Raw genomic sequence first — 17375 nt, 5'->3', positions numbered from 1 at the left:
AAATTAATATTTTTTAATCATAATACTTTAATAAATATAATCTGGGACTGATATTTCAATCCCAGATTACCTGATAATTTTTATTTTCAATTAGGGCATAACGACGGGTTGATAACCCAGCATATATTGTATTCTTTGTTCTTTGTCAAAGGATTGGGTATTTCCTTTAGTAGAACTGTTATCCTTATGATATGATGTCTCTCCCTTGGCATTCGTTTCAACAGTTTCTATACTCAGCAATTCACCTGTGATGGTTCCGCCGGTGTACTGTGGATTTTCATGATACTTCCAGGTGACAAGTTTCATTTTAGTTCCTGCTTCCGGTTGAGTTTTCTTCTTTGATAGCGATAGCAGTGCCTGGTTGTTTCCATACAAAGCAGACATGGTTTCTTTCTTTTTGTTTAATGAAGAACCGATAAATTTAAGATGACCTGCATCAAACACCAGACGTACATGATCTTTATTGGGATCTTCATTTTTACATGCCGTTAAAAGGAAGAAAATTGCTAAAAAAGCGATGTTTATATTTTTCATTTTTTCTGTAATTTTTCGATTAGATTTTTTGTGTTTACTTTCATGGGAACATCGAATAGGTATCCTGTAGGTTCTGCCAATTGGCGATGACAGGCAATACATGACTCCTTTGCAAATGATGCTGTTTTTCCTGTCGGATGAAGATCTTTTCCGGAAAATTTAGCAAATCCCCAGCCTTCCGTATCGGTATATTTTTTTGCATCTTTTACCATAAACTGAGCGTTAATAAATTCACCAGGTCTTATTTCTCCGTCAGCGGATTCGGTTTGTTTAAATACTGCTTTTACCACAATACTGCCATCTGGCCATGGATGAAAGTTATCAGTTTCTACAGCTTTAACAGCAATATTGTTTCCATAGATCACACGAATGGAATTGTCGAACAACGTACTCATGCTGATGACTTTCCATTTTTTAAATTCAGGTGTATAACGAACTCCGTTGGGTGACACAGGAAAACCCGGATAACCTGCGGAAGCCTGTTTTATATCCTGATGTGGATCATTAATTTTTTTATTTATTGGAGTGGGATTTTTTCCGGAAAGAGATAAAGTATATTTTCTGATCACTTCAATATCTTTACTGGAAATCTTTGCTGATGAGTGTAGCAAAGTATATTCATGAAGAGGCATCTTTCCGGCCTGCATCATGTTTAGGATGGAATACATTCTTCCTTTGTGTTCTCCTGGAGAAAGCTGCGACCATTCTGAAAAATTCATTACTTCTCTCGCCCTTTCCACATCTTTTTTTACGGCCCATGATAGAGGAGCAATTTTATCATACCAACTGAGTTTTTGCTCATTAGAATGACAATTGAAGCAAGATCTTTCTAAGATAGAGATCACTTCACGAGGCGCTTCAATGGTACCGGTTACAGGTTTACCTTCGAGTGGTGGATTGAAAAGCTGCAGTCCTGCAAAGGTTCCCAGGATCGCTATGAATAGTATAGCTATAGGTTTTATTGTTCTCTTTTTCTTTACTGAATCCATAATCGTTTTATTTTATGGTTCAAAAGTAGATACTGGTTCAGAATGATGAAATGTAAAGAATGGTGAACCGGACAATTTAAAGGGTGAAACTAGAATTTTTATCCCTCAGTTATAACTATAAAATACCGGAAGTATTTCCGGTATTTTATAGTTGAAAGAATTTTATTATAAAACCATTCCGCCATCAACGATGATTTCAGTACCTGTAATAAAACTTGATATGCTGTCATCAGATAAGTAGCTTACAAGTTTGGCAACATCTTCAGCAGTTCCCATTTTTTTTAATGGAATTTCATTGATCAGGCGCTCCTGAATATTTTGTAAGGTAACATCATCAAGTCCTGCTTTATTCATTATTTCTGTTTTTGTAGGCCCGGGACTTACCATATTTACTCTGATCTTTCTTGGTGCTAATTCTGCAGCTGCTGTTTTTGCAATGGAGTTTAGTGCCGCTTTACTGGCTTGATAGATCGAACTGTTTGGATTATGTGTAGCCGCTACAATTGATGATAAAAACACGACAGACGCTCCATCATTTAATGTAGGAATAAACTGACTCAGCGTAAAGTAAGCACCTCTGAAGTTAATATCCATTACACTGTCAAAATTTTCAACATTCATGTTTTCAATAGAGGTTAATGTTCCTGTAATTCCAGCGTTGATAAATAGAATATCCACTTTTCCATATTGATCCTCAACTTCTTTTTTCAATAAAGAGATATCTTCTAATTTTCCCTGATCAGAAACAAATCCGACTGCTCCTAACTCTGCTGCTGCTTTGTCTATGGCTTCCTTTCTTCTTCCGGTAATAATTACTTTTGCTCCTTCCGCAATTAATTCTTTTGCTGTTGCATATCCGATTCCACTATTTCCACCGGTTACGATAGCCAGTTTGTTGTTAAATTTATTCATTTCTTAAAATTTTTGACAAAGTTATAGTGAAAATGGTATACTTTTGTAATCAGTATCACAGAGTATATCAACTTAATTTTTACAAAATGGAAAGAGATCAGACAGAAGAATTAAGAGCACTGCAGGATACCCTATATTTTATAGGGGGTAAATGGCGGATTCCGGTAATCAATGCGATTTGTAATGGTAACCGACGCTTCCGTGAAATTGAGCGCAGTATTCCCGGCATCACCACAAGAATGCTTTCAAAGGAACTGAAAGATATGGAACTCAATAAACTGGTGACGAGAAATGTGTATCCGGATACTCCGGTTCTAATTGAATATATACCTACAGATTATTGCAGAACCTTTGGGAAAATTATAATGGAAATGATCAATTGGGGTAGAGAGCATCGGAAGGTGATTGTAGAAGACAAGATCTGATGTTTTAGAATTTCAATTCAATTTATATCAAAAAACCTCTCCAGAAGGAGAGGTTTTTATTATTTATTAAATATTTCTACGATAACATTTTCAGGAGGATCGGAATAACCTGAACCTATATTTAAAGCATTTATTGAGCTTAAGGAAACTACTTTATTCCCATAATTAAATACTTTAAACGGATATCTTTCAGTACTTATTGAGTTTACCTTTGCATAACCTGTTAAGTTATAAAATTCAATACTTTTTTTATCAGTTCCTGCAATGATATTATTAGCATCAAAATCATAACTTGAAAGTCCTGAATTACCACGTGGTAACTGCCCTATATAAACTAAATTAGAATTATAAATAACTCCTTCCATAGCTGTTAAGAAGCCATTTCCGGTTGGCAAAGATTCAAATATTCTAGGGTTTAAAGGGTAATCACCATGATAAGTGTCCTCAAATCTATTAACAAATGATCCATCGGCATTATAATTAAAACGTATAAGGTTGGTAGGGCTTACGTTTGTAGTGATAAAAAAGAAACTCGAACTTGTGTTAGCTACTTTTTTTATTCTACCAAACTGATAACTTCCATTCTCAGATATTAATTGTTTAGAAGCTCTGTCAAAACATTTTAAAGAAACATTCGAAATAGCTCCTGTAGTTCCATATAATTTATTATCTGTTAAAACAACACTTTTTACTTCGCTTCCGAAATTTATTTGATCTTTTAAAGATAAATCATTAGGATTATAAATATAAACCCAACCATCATTTCTAGGAACATATAATTCCTTTTGACCATTATATGTACCTAAGAACGAGTAGCCCAATGTAGCGCCGGTAGATATTTCTTTTGTAACGGTACCTGTTGTTACATCATACCTCATTATATTACCGGTAGAGCTAAATATAAACATACTTCCATTATCAGCATCGAATAATGCATCTATTGGTTTAATATTAAGTAGCGGTTTAATACTGGGTCTCTTATAAGAAACAATATTACTTTTTATCGGCTCACCGTTAGTAGTATACCCAATTACTTGGTAATCTACATATGAAGAATAAGGAACATTAGCATCTACTTTTATAAATGTACTTCCGCTTTCCTGGTTCAGATATTCTGGAGTTGCATTTTCAGAGTTACTTCTCAAAAATTGAAAATTCTGATATACATTTTTACCTGTTGTTGTCCATTCTAATCTGATTGTAGTATCGTTAACGACTATTACATCTTTTAGAATTATTTTTTCTTCAATAGGTTGGGGAGGTGCAACTACTTCATCTGAATCGCCAGAACATGAAACTGTAAATAATAATGCAAAAATTAGAAACCAAAGATTTTTTATAGATTTAAATTCCATCAATAATTTCATTTAAAATAGTACTTGGTCTCATCGCTGCATATGTTTTGTATGTATCGGTTTTATAGTAACCATCAATATTCTGAGGCTTACCTTGAGCGGATATTAATTCCTGATTAATGACAGCCTCGTTCTCTAGCATAGCAGCAGCTATTGATTTGAATTTTTGAGCAATCTCAGCATCAACTGTTTGATTACCTAAAGCTTCAGCCCAGTACATTGCTAAATAGAAGTGAGAACCTCTGTTATCGATCTGGCCAACTTTTCTTGCTGGAGATTTGTCAGTAGCTAAGAATTTAGCGTTCGCCTCATCTAAAGCATCTGCTAACACCTGAGATTTTGTATTTCCTTGAGTTTGAGCTAAATGCTCTAAAGAAGCCTGAAGCGCTAAGAATTCACCTAAAGAATCCCATCTTAGGTATCCTTCTTCAAGGAATTGTTCAATGTGTTTAGGAGCAGAACCTCCGGCACCAGTTTCAAATAAACCACCACCATTCATTAACGGAACAATAGAAAGCATTTTTGCAGAAGTTCCTAACTCAAGAATTGGGAAAAGATCTGTTAAATAATCTCTCAATACATTTCCTGAAACTGAGATGGTATCTTTACCTTCTCTTGCTCTTTTAAGTGTTTCAGTCATTGCATCTTTAACATCAAGAATTCTAATGTCCAGTCCTGCAGTCTCGTGATCCTGTAAGTATTTTTCTACTTTTTTGATGATCTCTCTATCGTGAGCTCTTCCTTTATCTAGCCAGAAGATCGCAGGAGTATCAGAAAGTCTTGATCTGTTTACAGCCAGCTTTACCCAGTCCTGAATAGGTGCATCTTTAGTCTGACACATTCTGAAGATATCACTTTTTTCTACTTTTTGAGAAAGAAGTATATTTCCAGTTTCATCCTGAACTTCAATTGTTCCGTCAGTATCAGCCTGGAAAGTTTTGTCATGAGAACCATATTCTTCAGCTTTTTGAGCCATTAACCCTACGTTTGGAACTGAACCCATTGTAGTAGGATCTAATTTACCGTGAGCTCTCATATCATCGATCACAGCCTGATAGAAACCTGCATAAGAACGGTCTGGAATGATTGCTATTGTATCCTCTTCTTTACCTTCTTTATTCCACATTTTACCGCCTCCTCTTACTAAAGCAGCCATAGATGCATCAACGATAATGTCTGAAGGAACATGGAAATTGGTAATTCCTTTATCAGAATTTACCATAGCTACTCTTGGTCCGTTAGCTAAAGCAGTTTCAATAGCCGCTTTAATTTCACCTTCCTGAGCGTTTCCTTTTATTTTTTCAAAAAGATCTGCAAGACCATTATTTGGATTGACATCTAAAGATTTAAAAGTATCAGCGTATTTTGTAAATACATCTTTAAAGAACGTTTCTACGATAGCACCAAAAATAATAGGGTCGGAGATTTTCATCATCGTAGCCTTTAAGTGAGCAGAAAGTAATACATTTTTATTTTTAGCCTCTTCAATTGCTTCTTTTACAAAAGCTTTCAAAGCATTTAAGTTCATTACGGAAGAATCAATAATTTCTCCAGCCTGAAGACCTGCGAAATCTTTCAATAATTTTTCAGAACCATCATTTCCCTTGAATACAATTTTATATTTTGTAGCATTTTCAAGAGTTGTAGAGTTTTCAGTGCCATAGAAGTCTCCATTGGCCATGGTAGCAACGTCAGTTTTACTGTCTGAAGCCCAATCACCCATTCTGTGTGGGTTCGCTTTTGCATAGTTTTTAACAGCTTTTGGAGCACGTCTGTCAGAATTTCCTTCTCTCAATACAGGGTTTACAGCACTTCCTAATACTTTTGCATATTTAGCTTTGATTGCTTTTTCTTCCTCATTCTTGGGTTCAGCAGGATAATTTGGAACAGCAAATCCTTTAGATTGTAGTTCCGCAATAGCCTCATCTAATTGAGGTGCAGAAGCTGAAATATTTGGTAATTTAATAATATTGGCATCTGGTGTTGTAGCCAGTTGGCCTAGTTCAGCCAAGGCATCACCAATTCTTTGGTCTTCTCTTAAGAATTCCGGGAAGTTAGCTAGAATTCTTCCTGCTAAAGAAATATCCGGAACTGCAATTTCAATATTTGCTGATTTTGTAAATGCCTTTACAATAGGTAAAAACGAGTGTGTAGCAAGCATTGGAGCTTCATCCGTTAATGTGTAATAGATTTTTGATTTTTCTGACATTATACTGTTATTTATTATTTGATTTTTTAACTCCCACAAATTTAGTTAAAATTTAAATTTTTTAGATTAAACCTAAATAAGTTTTTGCACTTTAAGAATTATTTAACCTTTATTTCAACGAGAAAAATGCCTTATTTAAGTAAATTTGAAAAACCTTAAAAAATAAATTATGTCAAATATCACATTAAAAGGAAACGAAGTACATACATTAGGTAATTTACCATCCGTAGGAAGCAGCATCAGAGATTTTGCATTGGTAGATTCTGGATTAGCTGTAAAAACGCTTTCTGACTTTGAAGGAAAGAAAAAAGTATTCAATATTTTTCCTAGTATCGATACCGGAACTTGTGCAGCTTCAGCAAGAAAATTTAATGAAGAAGCTTCCAGTTTAGATAATACTGTTGTGATCAATGTTTCTAAAGATCTGCCATTTGCATTAGGAAGATTTTGTGCTGCTGAAGGCTTGAATAACGTAGAAACACTTTCTGATTTCAGAAGTAGCTTTGGAGATGATTATGAAGTTACCATTACAGATTCTCCTTTGAAAGGCCTTTTAAGCCGTGCGGTAATCGTTACGGACGAAAATAATAAAGTAGTTTATACAGAACAGGTTTCCGAAATTGTAAACGAACCAAATTATAGTGCTGCTTTAGAAGCATTAAAATAAAATTGAAGTAAAACTCTTTTAAAAAGAAAGCCTTGTAAGATTTTATTTTTGCAGGGCTTTTTTGATGGTAATAATTTCATAATTTTAAATAAAAATGGTAAAAAGAATTGTTACAAACATCAAAACTGAAGATTTGTCCCGTGCAGATTATTTTTATCATCATATTTTAGGTCTTGAAATATTGATGGATCATGGGTGGATCAAAACATTTGGAAATGATGTAGAATCGAAAGTTCAGATAAGTTTTGCAACACAAGGCGGGAATAATACTCCTGTTCCGGATCTGTCCATTGAAGTTGATGAGGTTGATGAAGTGTATAACAAGATGAAGGATTCAGGGTTTGAAGTAACTTATGATATTACTGATGAAGACTGGGGAGTCCGTAGATTTTTTGTCAAAGATCCGTTTGATAAATTAATTAATATTCTTTCACATCAATAATTAAATATACAATGAAAGCAGAACACATTATTCCCATTCTAAGAATTTTTGATTATCAGAAAACAATAGAGTTTTACGTTGATTGGTTAGGTTTTGAAATTACTTTAGAACATCGTTTCGAAGAAAATACACCTGTTTATATGGAAGTGAAAAAAGACAATATCATTCTTCATTTAAGTGAGCATCATGGAGATTCAACACCCGGAAGCAGTGTTTTTATCTGGGGAGAAGGGGTAGCAGAATACCATAAAGAGCTGATTGATAAAAAATATAAATACAACAGACCCGGACTGGAAAAAACATTTTACGACGCTGTGTCTTTTACAGTTAATGATCCTTTTGGAAACAAAATTGTTTTTAATGAAAAATTTGATGAAGCGAAACATAAGGGGTTGGAATTTTATTCATTCGAGTGATTTTGTCATTCAGAACGCAATGTAAATGAAGTGAAGAACCTCAGCAATTTTAAATTCAATAAAAAAGGGCTTTTCAGCGGAAATTTATATCATATATTAATATCATTTGTGATTAAAAAGCACCTGGATTAATGATTCAAATCATCAAAATCTTATTTAATATCTACTAACTTTACATTTTAAACTACATGAAACGTTCAGGAACAGCAGATCTACCTTTACACTATGGCAAAGTACCGCCGTGGTTGTATGAACGTATGTCTATACTTGGACTTTCTATAGTTGAAGCAATCTTAATGGATTATGGTAAGGATGAGGTGCTTCGTAGACTGGCAGACCCATTTTGGTTCCAGAGTTTTGGTGCTGTAATGGGAATGGATTGGCATTCATCAGGAATAACTACTTCTGTAATGGGTGCTTTAAAACGTTCCGTAAATCCGAATTCTCAATCACTGGGTATCTATATCTGTGGCGGAAAAGGAAAGCTTTCAAGAAATACACCTCAGGAATTAATTCAGATTGCTGATAAAACAGGACTTAATGGAACTGAGCTTGTAAAGGCTAGTAAACTATCTGCAAAAGTTGATAATACAGCGATTCAGGATGGTTATCAATTATATCTACATAACTTTATTCTGGCCGATAATGGAAGCTGGAGTGTGGTTCAACAGGGAATGCATGAATCCGATGGAACGGCGAGACGTTATCATTGGCACTCGGAAAATATAAAATCTTTTGTCGAAGAGCCACATACTGGTATCAATGGAGTTTATAGAGGCAAGATCCTCAATCTTACTGATGCTAATGCTTCACAAAGCAGAAAAGGAATTCTGGATATTTCTCACACAGATTCTGCTGAGATCATGAGTGATTTTTCCAGATTGATTCTTCCCAGTCATCATGATGTTCGGGCTTCTGATGTTGATTTAAAACGTTTAGGTGCACTTTTGTATGTAACCCGCGAACAGCAACCACAAAATTTCGAAGATCTACTGATGTTGGAGGGCGTTGGTCCCAGAACAATGCAGTCTTTAGCTCTGGTAAGTGAAGTGATTCATGGGGCACCATCAAGATTTTCCGATCCTGCGAGATTTTCTTTTGCTCATGGTGGGAAGGACGGACATCCGTTTCCTGTTCCTACGAAAGTGTATGATGAAAGCATAGATATTCTTAGAAAGGGAATTGAAAAGTCAAAATTGGGAAATTCCGATAAACTGAAGACATTAAATAAGCTACATCAGATTGTAGCTGCAACAGAAAAGGATTTCACTCCGGATTTCGATATCCAGGAGGTCATAGAAGAAGAAAGGCAGAACTCCTGGAGGTTTGGCGGGAAAACCGTTTTTGGAGATGCTGAAAAACCAACAAAACCAAATTCTATTCAACTTTCATTGTTTTAAAGTAATAATAATTGTTTTGGCTGAAGCCATTTGTAATCTAAGTGAAGCTGATTATGTATCGGAAATATTGATGAAAAATTTCTGAATATACCTTTCTCAGAAGGTCCACTCAACGGATAAACTGAGGTTAGTAAAGCATTCCTAATTTTACATTTATAAAACTTTTTTATATCAATTCCAATAAAAATTCTAATTTTAAAACTCTAAAAAATATTCATCTCATGGCAAATAAAGCTTTAGAAATTTCATATGATTTTCCTTTCTTCATGCATGATGAGCTGGATGAGATCTTCAAAGCTCATGAAAAGATAAGTTTTCAAAAAGGGGATTTTATTCTTGAAGAAGGAAAAACAGCTAATGAATATTATGTTTTGGATAAAGGTTTAGCAAGATCATTCGTGAATGATTTTAATGGTAATGAAGTAACGACTCACTTTTTTGCAGAGAATGAAATCATTATAGAAGTTCTCTCTCTTTTTCAAAGGATTCCATCACAGGAAAATATCATGTGTATCACAGACTGCGAATGTTGGAAGCTAGATTATGATACCTTTCAGGATCTGTTTCATAAAATTCCTAATCTTAGAGAATGGGGAAGATCATGGATGTCCCAGCAATTATTTGCCTACAAACAGCGTTCCGTAGAGATGTTTACTCTTTCAGCAACAAAACGCTATCTTAATTTGCTTGAACAAAAATGTCAGGTTATTCAATTCGCTCCTTTAAAACAAATCGCTTCCTACCTGGGTGTTACAGATACTTCTCTGAGCAGAATTCGTAAAGAAATAGTTTCACATCCAAAGAAAAATTAAATCTTGTCATAGGGCAAGATGATTCTGATATTGACTTGGTAATTTTGGTTTAAAGTTTAACACTAAAATTACAACAATGAAAGTCAATCAAATTTATGTAAACCTACCCGTAAAAAACGTTGAAAGTACAAGAGCGTTTTGGACCAAGCTTGGTTTCTCGATCAATGAACAGTTTTCTGATGAAAATGCAGTATGTGTGGTTTTGAACGAACAAAACATATTCGCCATGTTTCTAAAAGAAGAATTTTTCAAAACATTTACCAATAGACCTATTGCGCAGGGTGAGACGACACAGGTGCTTCTAGCCATCGGCGTTAGCAGTCGCGAAGAAGTTGACAATATGGTAAAAACAGCTTTAGAGAATGGTGGTTCAAAATATAGTGAACCTCAGGATCACGGATGGATGTATCAAAACGCTTTTGCTGATCTTAATGGACATCAGTGGGAAGTTATGTTCGCGGATATGTCTCAACTTCCAACAGAATAGCTTAATTCTAAAACCTATTCATTATGGAATCGAAATCAAACGATATAGAAATCATAAAATACCTTGTCTTTAGCAATTACAAAGTGATTTCAATGAATATCGAAGGTATCTCCAATGAAGAAGCAATGGTTTTTCCTAATGGTGAAGCAAATTGCATGAATTGGATCTTAGGACATTTAATTTATATAAGAAATGCTTTTTTAAATGTTTTAGGTGAAGAATCAGTTTGGGATAATGAAAAATATTCATGTTATAACAGAGGGGAAACGCCTTTAAACAGGAAGGATGAGTTTATAAGTTTTGAAGAGTTAAAATCATATTTAAAAGAAACTCAGAATAAACTTGAATCAAATCTTAATAATCTCGAAAGTATTGATCCAGCAATAATTAATGATGTTTCGGGACTTTCTCTGCACGAAATTTACCACAGCGGACAATTTGGTTACCTCAGAAGAATTCTCGGAAAATCGGGAGCTATAAAGTAGAATCACAAAGAATTAAAACTTTAATACTAAAAACCATTTATAATGGACACACCAAAATCAAAAAAATTAGATATCGTTATTCCGGCGTACAGGATGCATTCCCAAAGCTTTTTAAATGTTTTGGATGGTATTTTGGAAGAAGATGGAATGAAAAGAATTGACGGTAAAACCAACCATATTGTTTGGATGGCAGGAAATTTTCTCAATATGCGTTATGGCTTAGGCTGGGTTTTAGGACTTCAGGAAGAGGATCCATACACAGAACTTTTCTTTCAGGGAAAGGCTTTAGATGAGAGTTTTAATTATCCAAGTCTGGAAGAATTGAAGAAGAACTTTCATGCAATTTCACCAAAAGTATATCAAAAATTACTCGAAGCAACGGATGAGCAGCTTGAGGAAATATTTGAAATCGGAATGAATGTACCTTATGTTCCAGAGACAAAACTCAATTTTACGGGAATGTCTATCAGTCGTGAAGACTATTTATGTGGACAAATAGGTTTGATGCGAAAAATTCTGGGATATCCTGGAATGAAGTATGATACTGATGATAATTTAAAATACTAAATAATGAATCCTACTGAAAAGGGCTTTAAAACAGTCAATGGAATTCAAATGTACTATGAGATCTACGGTTCAGGAAAGCCTTTGGTTCTCGTTCATGGTGGTGGATCTTCAATTTTATTTGACTTTAAAGAAGTCATCTCAAGATTGGAATCTCAATTTCAACTCATCGGAATAGATTTACAAAACCATGGAAAGACCGAACATAGAGATATTCCCGAAACTTTCGAACAGGATGCTCATGATGTGGCAGCCCTTTTAAAGGAATTGAAAATTGAAAAAGCCTCATTCTGGGGATTCAGTAATGGTGGAAATACGGTCATGCAAATTGGTCATCTTTATCCGGAAATAATAGAAAAACTGATTGTTGCTTCTTCATTTTTCAAAAGAAATGGAATGATAGACGGCTTTTTTGAGTCTATGTCTGAAGCGACTTTAGAATCAATGCCCGAACCTTTGAAGATTAATTTTCTTGAATTAAACCCTGACTTTTCAAAACTTGAAAATCTATTTGATAAAGACAGCAAAAGAATGCAGAATTTTGAAGATTGGGACGAAAAGATATTAACCTCCATAGACTCACCTACACTTTTCATTTCTGGAGATAAGGATGTTATGAAGCCAGAACATGTTGTTGAAATGTGGCGCCTGATTCCCGATTCTCAATTATTGATCCTTCCGGCAACTCATGGTTCTTATATGATGGCAGATTTTGAAGGAAATACAGATGAAAATCTGATTAGCTTAACTACTAATGAAGTAGTGAAATTCTTAAATCATTAATTCTCAATCGACTTTAAGAATAAAAACACGGCATAGATAAATGACAAATAATCAAATAGTGTTATTTGTGAATCATTCTTACTATCTGTTTTTAAAAATTATAAAATAAACAATAACTTTTAAAATTAATATCATGGCAAAATTAAATTCGTACCTCAATTTTGATGGTACAGCTGAAGAAGCATTCAACTTTTACAAATCTGTTTTCGGAGGTGAATTTCGCGGTGAAGTTCATAAAATGGGGAATGCCCCAGGAACTGAAAACCTATCTGACGAAGAAAAAAACAGGGTTATGCACATTGCTCTACCTATTGGCGATGACTTACTGATGGCTTCTGATATCGTTCCCGGATTCGGACAAACTTTAACGGTTGGGAACAATAATTATGTTTCTATATTTCCGGAATCAAGGGAAGAAGCAGACCGTCTTTTTAAAGGTCTTTCTGATGGCGGCAATATTGAAATGCCTATTGAAGACCAGTTTTGGGGAGATTATTTCGGTAGTTTTCAGGACAAATATGGTGTTCATTGGATGGTGAACTATAATGAAGAATCTGCAAAATAATCTTATATTTAACTAAATTATTAGAGGGCAACTTTTTAATGGTTGCCCTTATTTAACTAAATCATTAAAAATAGAATTATGGATCCTATTAAAATAGATATTACAATTTTAGCTCCTGTTGAAAAGGTTTGGGATTATTTTAATAAGCCTGATCATATTATAAAATGGAATTTTGCTCACGAAAGCTGGCAATGTCCAAGCTCTGAAAACGACCTTAGAGTAGGTGGCAAATTCAAAAGCAGAATGGAAGCTAAAGACGGAAGTTTCGGATTTGATTTTGCGGGTGTTTATGATGAGGTTATTCCTAATCAAAGGATAAAATATCACCTTGAAGATGGGAGAAATGTAGATGTAATCTTTGAAAAAATAGATCCTGATACGACAAAAGTTACTGAAGTTTTTGATCCTGAAAAACAAAACTCCGTGGAAATGCAGAGAGATGGATGGTATGCTATTTTGGATAATTTCCACAAATACGTTGAAAAACATTAAAATATTTTTACAATCATGATCAATCTATTAATAATGGCAAAATGTTTAAGTTCCATTTGTGCTGTTAATCATGTTGTTCAGGGAACTTTTTTGCAGGGCGTAGTTGCTATGCCTGCAAGACGTGCTTTAGAAAAAGAGAAGATTGATTCTTTAGAAAAATTATCAGATTATTCTGAAGATGAAATCATGCAGCTTCATGGTTTTGGAAAAAATACAATGGAGAAGCTTAAAGTCTATATGCAAGAGCATCAAATTTCTTTTAAAAATTAACCAATACCCATTGGTGTCATTCTTTTTACGACACCTAAGATTTATGAACTTAAATTCAATACATCGAATAGCTTGTATTGACAACATAAATTACATCAACTCACCACAAAAAATAAAAATTATGAATAATGATATTTTTCCATGCCTTTGGTGCGACGGAAATGCAAAACAATCAGCAGAATTTTACTGCAAAGTATTTAATGGAAGAATTACTGCAGATACTCCTGTAGTAATGAATATTGACCTTTTTGGTCAAAAATTAATGCTCCTGGATGGTGGTCCTCATTTTGAAAAAAATCCATCAGTATCTTTTATGGTTATATGTGAAACTGAAGATGAAGTTCAAAGATATTGGGATCAGCTATTGGTAGGAGGTAAGGAATTGATGGCACTTGACTCTTATCCCTGGAGTAAAAAATTCGGATGGCTTGATGATCAGTATGGAGTTAGTTGGCAATTATTTTTCGGAGAGAAAACAAGTGACCAAAAAATTGTTCCGACATTAATGTTCATGCATCAGAATAATGGTAAGGCGATGGAAGCAATGGAGTTTTATACCCAAACTTTCCCTAACTCAAAAATTGGAAATATTCTGAAATATAAAGATGGTGGTGAACCTAATGAAAATCCTGAAAATATTCAGCATGCCAACTTTATGATTGATGGTTACGATATTTACTGTATGGATTCTTCATATGATCATAAATTCGATTTTAATGAAGGGGTATCAATGGTGATCATGACTGATGACCAGAAACAGACAGACTTTCTTTGGAATACGCTGATATCGGGTGGGGGTAGAGAAAGTATGTGTGGCTGGCTGAAAGATAAATACGGATTTAGCTGGCAGATCGTTCCAAAGAGACTTATTCAGCTTATGAACGATTCGAACCAGGAAAAGGCTCAAAAAGTAGTACAGGTGATGATGAAAATGCAGAAAATTATTATCCAAGAGTTGGAAGAAGCTTATAATTCTTAAATCTATTTCGGCTTATCATTTGATGGTATTTTAGAAAAAGATTTGCTTATGAACACACAGAACAAGTCAAGATCCAAATCTAAAGTGCCTAAAGAAGGATTATTTCCCGAGATTATCCGTAAAAATTATATAGGAAGTAAAAAACTTCTTAATAAGAAAGCCGTTATCTCAGGAGGTGACAGTGGAATAGGGCAGGCCGTTGCAGTTCATTATGCCAGAGAAGGAGCTGATATTGCTATTATTTATAAAGAAAGTGATAAAGATGCTAAAGAAACGTTGACGCTCGTAGAAAAAGAAGGTCAGAAATGCCTCTTATTTAAGGGAGATGTTTCCAAAAAAGCAATTAGAAACAAATGTATTGAGAAAATTAAGAAGGAATGGAAGAGCCTGGATATTCTGGTCAACAATGCAGGAGTGCAATTTCCTAAAAATGATATTGAAAAGATCTCAGATGATCAGATAACGGAGACTTTTAACATAAATATCATTTCAATGATTTCTTTAACACGGGATTTTTTGCCGTTAATGGATAAAGGATCAAGAATTATTTGTACAACTTCTGTTACGGCCTATCGGGGAAGTGACCATCTTATCGATTATTCGGCAACAAAAGGAGCGATTGCTACCTTTGTCCGTTCCTTAGCTACTAATCTTGCTGAAAAGAAAATATTAGTGAATGGAGTTGCACCGGGGCCTATCTGGACACCACTGGTGAAAGAAACATTTGATGATCTTTCAACATTTGGAAAGGATAATCCTTTAAAGAGAGCGGGACAACCTTCTGAAGTCGCTCCGGCTTATGTTTTTCTTGCTTCTGAGGATTCCAGTTTTATTACAGGTGAGATCATTCACATTAATGGGGGTGATTTTGTCGGCGGTTAGAAGGTTACCCATGAATAATAGATTTATAAACACTAAATTAAAAATAATATATGGAAAGATTAACTTATGAAATACGAATCAATGCTACCCCTGAAAAGATATGGACGGTACTTTGGAGTAAAATGACCTATAGGCAATGGACAGCTGCCTTCACAGAAGGTTCTTTTTATCAGGGAAATCTTGAAGAAGGAAGTATTGTGAAGTTTTTAGATCCCAATAATAATGGAATGTACAGCCGTGTTGAAAAAAATATACCCAATAAAGAAATAAAATTTTTACATCTGGGAGAAATTTATGAGGGTGTAGAAGCCCCTCAGGATTGGGGGGAAGCAACGGAATCTTATGTTTTAGAGGAAACTGAAAATGGTACAATTTTAAAAAGTGAAATCCAGACCCCTGCTGAGTTTAAAGATTTTTTTGAAGAGAAATTTCCTAATGCCTTGGAAATCGTGAAAAACCTTTCGCAAAATCAGCTTTAATTTTACGGACTAAAGACTTAGTTACTTAACTTAATAATCACAAAATTAGAAATATGGAAACATTATCTTATGAAACAGTAATCGATGCGCCTCAACAGAAAGTATGGGACATCCTTTGGGGACCTGAAACATATAATGAATGGACAAAGTTCTTTAATTCATCGGGTTCATACATGAAATCGGATTGGAGGGTAGGAGGAAAAACCTATTTTGTAGATTCAAATAATGAAGGAATGGTTTCTACCATTGACAGTTTGGATGAGCCTAATCAAATTGTGTTTAAACACCTTGGAATGATTAAGGATGGTGTAGAAGACACCGAAAGTATGGAGATTAAGCAATGGAGTGGTGCGTTTGAAAAATATTTTCTTATTGATTTTGATGGAAAAACAAAACTTCATGCAGAGGTACAAACCGAAAAAGACTGGGAAGAACATATGAATACAGGCTTTACTAAAGGTCTTGAAATTGTAAAAACTCTTGCTGAAGGAAATTAGCTGTGAGCTAAATAATATTATTGAGCAGATTTTATAGTTGACGCACAATTTTGTTATAATTTTAGCATTGAACTAATTGCAATCATTTGCGAAATTTGTATCATCTTCGAGAGATAAAAATAACACATGAAATTATTAACAATCCTTTTTGCCACATTCATTCTGGCTTTGCTAGGTACAAAACTGTTTCAGGGAAGCTGGAATTTTTTATTTTCTGGAAATTTGGGAATGGCAGTATTTATTCTGTTTACAGGTTTTGCCCATTTTAAATTTCAAAAAGGAATGGCCATGATGATCCCCGATTTTATTCCTGCCAAAATGTTTTGGGTATACATTACGGGAATTATTGAAATTGCGGCTGGAATTGGATTGATGATTCCATCAATACGTGAGACCACAGCTGTTTTGTTGATTGTTTTTTTTGTTATGGTTTTTATTGCCAACATCAATTCATCAAAGAAAAAAGTCAATATTTTTAAGGGAGATTATACAGGCCCAGGAATGGCTTATTTATATAAAGAAAGGCTCCCAATGCAGGTTATACTTATTTTATGGACCTGGTATTTTGGAATTTATTTACATTAAAAGAATATTTTTTCATATAAAAAGCACGGAATTTACTTTTCGTGCTTTTTTTTCACATTGAAGAGAGAAAAATGTAACATTTAAGGGTGATTAAACGTCTAATATAGAAAGCATTTTTTTTGCTACGTTTTAATTCACTCCAAATC

The 17375-nt window shown here is 34.4% G+C and carries 23 protein-coding genes; 18 read left to right on the top strand and 5 right to left on the bottom strand.

Going from position 1 to position 17375, the window contains the following annotated elements; translation table 11 throughout:
* Positions 1-90 precede the first annotated feature (90 nt).
* The 3 genes from NG806_RS07735 to NG806_RS07725 form a co-directional block, all read right to left on the bottom strand.
* A complete protein-coding gene (locus tag NG806_RS07735; RefSeq protein WP_261512587.1) occupies positions 91-534 on the bottom strand; it encodes a cytochrome P460 family protein in 444 nt (147 codons plus the stop codon).
* A complete protein-coding gene (locus tag NG806_RS07730; protein WP_261512586.1) occupies positions 531-1523 on the bottom strand; it encodes a heme-binding domain-containing protein in 993 nt (330 codons plus the stop codon). Before NG806_RS07730 ends, NG806_RS07735 begins: the two co-directional genes overlap by 4 nt.
* Positions 1524-1688: 165 nt before the next feature.
* The gene (locus NG806_RS07725) at positions 1689-2435 is read right to left on the bottom strand and encodes an SDR family oxidoreductase (protein ID WP_261512585.1); all 747 of its coding nucleotides are present in this window, start codon (positions 2433-2435) and stop codon (positions 1689-1691) included.
* Between the two features lie 86 nt (positions 2436-2521).
* On the opposite strand from NG806_RS07725, the gene NG806_RS07720 reads away from it, so the two are divergent.
* The gene (locus tag NG806_RS07720; RefSeq protein ID WP_214831490.1) at positions 2522-2860 is read left to right on the top strand and encodes a winged helix-turn-helix transcriptional regulator; all 339 of its coding nucleotides are present in this window, start codon (positions 2522-2524) and stop codon (positions 2858-2860) included.
* 59 nt (positions 2861-2919) lie between these two features.
* Here NG806_RS07720 and NG806_RS07715 read toward each other — a convergent pair whose 3' ends face one another.
* Positions 2920-4215 carry a hypothetical protein gene (locus tag NG806_RS07715; protein WP_214831489.1) on the bottom strand — a complete coding sequence of 432 codons (1296 nt, stop codon included), beginning with the start codon at positions 4213-4215 and terminating at the stop codon, positions 2920-2922.
* Complete coding sequence (locus tag NG806_RS07710; RefSeq protein ID WP_261512584.1) at positions 4205-6424, bottom strand: NADP-dependent isocitrate dehydrogenase; 2220 nt, start codon at positions 6422-6424, stop codon at positions 4205-4207. Before NG806_RS07710 ends, NG806_RS07715 begins: the two co-directional genes overlap by 11 nt.
* 169 nt (positions 6425-6593) lie before the next feature.
* Here NG806_RS07710 and tpx point away from each other — a divergent pair, with 169 nt between their 5' ends.
* From tpx to NG806_RS07625, 17 genes are all read left to right on the top strand, one after another.
* Complete coding sequence (tpx, locus tag NG806_RS07705) at positions 6594-7091, top strand: thiol peroxidase (protein ID WP_214831487.1); 498 nt, start codon at positions 6594-6596, stop codon at positions 7089-7091.
* A 94-nt stretch (positions 7092-7185) separates the two neighbouring features.
* The gene (locus NG806_RS07700) at positions 7186-7533 is read left to right on the top strand and encodes a VOC family protein (protein ID WP_214831486.1); all 348 of its coding nucleotides are present in this window, start codon (positions 7186-7188) and stop codon (positions 7531-7533) included.
* Positions 7534-7544: 11 nt separating this feature from the next.
* Positions 7545-7949: a glyoxalase superfamily protein gene (locus tag NG806_RS07695; protein WP_214831485.1), complete on the top strand. Its 405-nt coding sequence runs from the start codon at positions 7545-7547 to the stop codon at positions 7947-7949.
* A gap of 188 nt (positions 7950-8137) precedes the next feature.
* The gene (locus tag NG806_RS07690; RefSeq protein WP_214831484.1) at positions 8138-9349 is read left to right on the top strand and encodes a DUF763 domain-containing protein; all 1212 of its coding nucleotides are present in this window, start codon (positions 8138-8140) and stop codon (positions 9347-9349) included.
* A 221-nt stretch (positions 9350-9570) separates the two neighbouring features.
* A complete protein-coding gene (locus NG806_RS07685; RefSeq protein WP_214831483.1) occupies positions 9571-10161 on the top strand; it encodes a Crp/Fnr family transcriptional regulator in 591 nt (196 codons plus the stop codon).
* Positions 10162-10237: 76 nt separating this feature from the next.
* Entirely contained in the window at positions 10238-10648 is a 411-nt protein-coding gene (locus tag NG806_RS07680) for a VOC family protein (RefSeq protein WP_214831482.1), read from the top strand.
* A 23-nt stretch (positions 10649-10671) separates the two neighbouring features.
* The gene (locus tag NG806_RS07675) at positions 10672-11133 is read left to right on the top strand and encodes a hypothetical protein (protein WP_214831481.1); all 462 of its coding nucleotides are present in this window, start codon (positions 10672-10674) and stop codon (positions 11131-11133) included.
* A gap of 42 nt (positions 11134-11175) precedes the next feature.
* Positions 11176-11700 carry a DinB family protein gene (locus NG806_RS07670; RefSeq protein ID WP_261512583.1) on the top strand — a complete coding sequence of 175 codons (525 nt, stop codon included), beginning with the start codon at positions 11176-11178 and terminating at the stop codon, positions 11698-11700.
* A gap of 3 nt (positions 11701-11703) precedes the next feature.
* The gene (locus NG806_RS07665) at positions 11704-12480 is read left to right on the top strand and encodes an alpha/beta fold hydrolase (protein WP_261512582.1); all 777 of its coding nucleotides are present in this window, start codon (positions 11704-11706) and stop codon (positions 12478-12480) included.
* Between the two features lie 133 nt (positions 12481-12613).
* Entirely contained in the window at positions 12614-13045 is a 432-nt protein-coding gene (locus NG806_RS07660) for a VOC family protein (protein WP_214831478.1), read from the top strand.
* Between the two features lie 78 nt (positions 13046-13123).
* Positions 13124-13537 (top strand): SRPBCC family protein, encoded by a 414-nt coding sequence (locus NG806_RS07655; protein ID WP_214831477.1) that lies wholly within the window; start codon positions 13124-13126, stop codon positions 13535-13537.
* Positions 13538-13570: 33 nt separating this feature from the next.
* Positions 13571-13807, top strand: coding sequence for a helix-hairpin-helix domain-containing protein (locus tag NG806_RS07650; protein ID WP_251040609.1), 237 nt, complete (start codon positions 13571-13573; stop codon positions 13805-13807).
* 121 nt (positions 13808-13928) lie between these two features.
* Complete coding sequence (locus tag NG806_RS07645; RefSeq protein WP_261512581.1) at positions 13929-14786, top strand: VOC family protein; 858 nt, start codon at positions 13929-13931, stop codon at positions 14784-14786.
* A gap of 48 nt (positions 14787-14834) precedes the next feature.
* Positions 14835-15668 carry an SDR family oxidoreductase gene (locus NG806_RS07640; protein ID WP_261512580.1) on the top strand — a complete coding sequence of 278 codons (834 nt, stop codon included), beginning with the start codon at positions 14835-14837 and terminating at the stop codon, positions 15666-15668.
* A gap of 50 nt (positions 15669-15718) precedes the next feature.
* Positions 15719-16147 carry an SRPBCC family protein gene (locus tag NG806_RS07635; protein ID WP_261512579.1) on the top strand — a complete coding sequence of 143 codons (429 nt, stop codon included), beginning with the start codon at positions 15719-15721 and terminating at the stop codon, positions 16145-16147.
* 53 nt (positions 16148-16200) lie between these two features.
* Complete coding sequence (locus tag NG806_RS07630) at positions 16201-16644, top strand: SRPBCC family protein (protein WP_214831472.1); 444 nt, start codon at positions 16201-16203, stop codon at positions 16642-16644.
* Positions 16645-16770: 126 nt separating this feature from the next.
* Positions 16771-17229, top strand: a complete 459-nt coding sequence (locus NG806_RS07625) for a DoxX family protein (RefSeq protein ID WP_214831471.1) — start codon at positions 16771-16773, stop codon at positions 17227-17229.
* Positions 17230-17375 lie beyond the last annotated feature (146 nt).

Origin of the sequence: Chryseobacterium paludis, from assembly GCF_025403485.1 — a bacterium.
Lineage (GTDB): Bacteria > Bacteroidota > Bacteroidia > Flavobacteriales > Weeksellaceae > Chryseobacterium > Chryseobacterium paludis.
The sequence above is the reverse complement of the archived record's forward strand: the minus strand, read 5'-3'. Positions and strand labels throughout refer to the sequence as shown.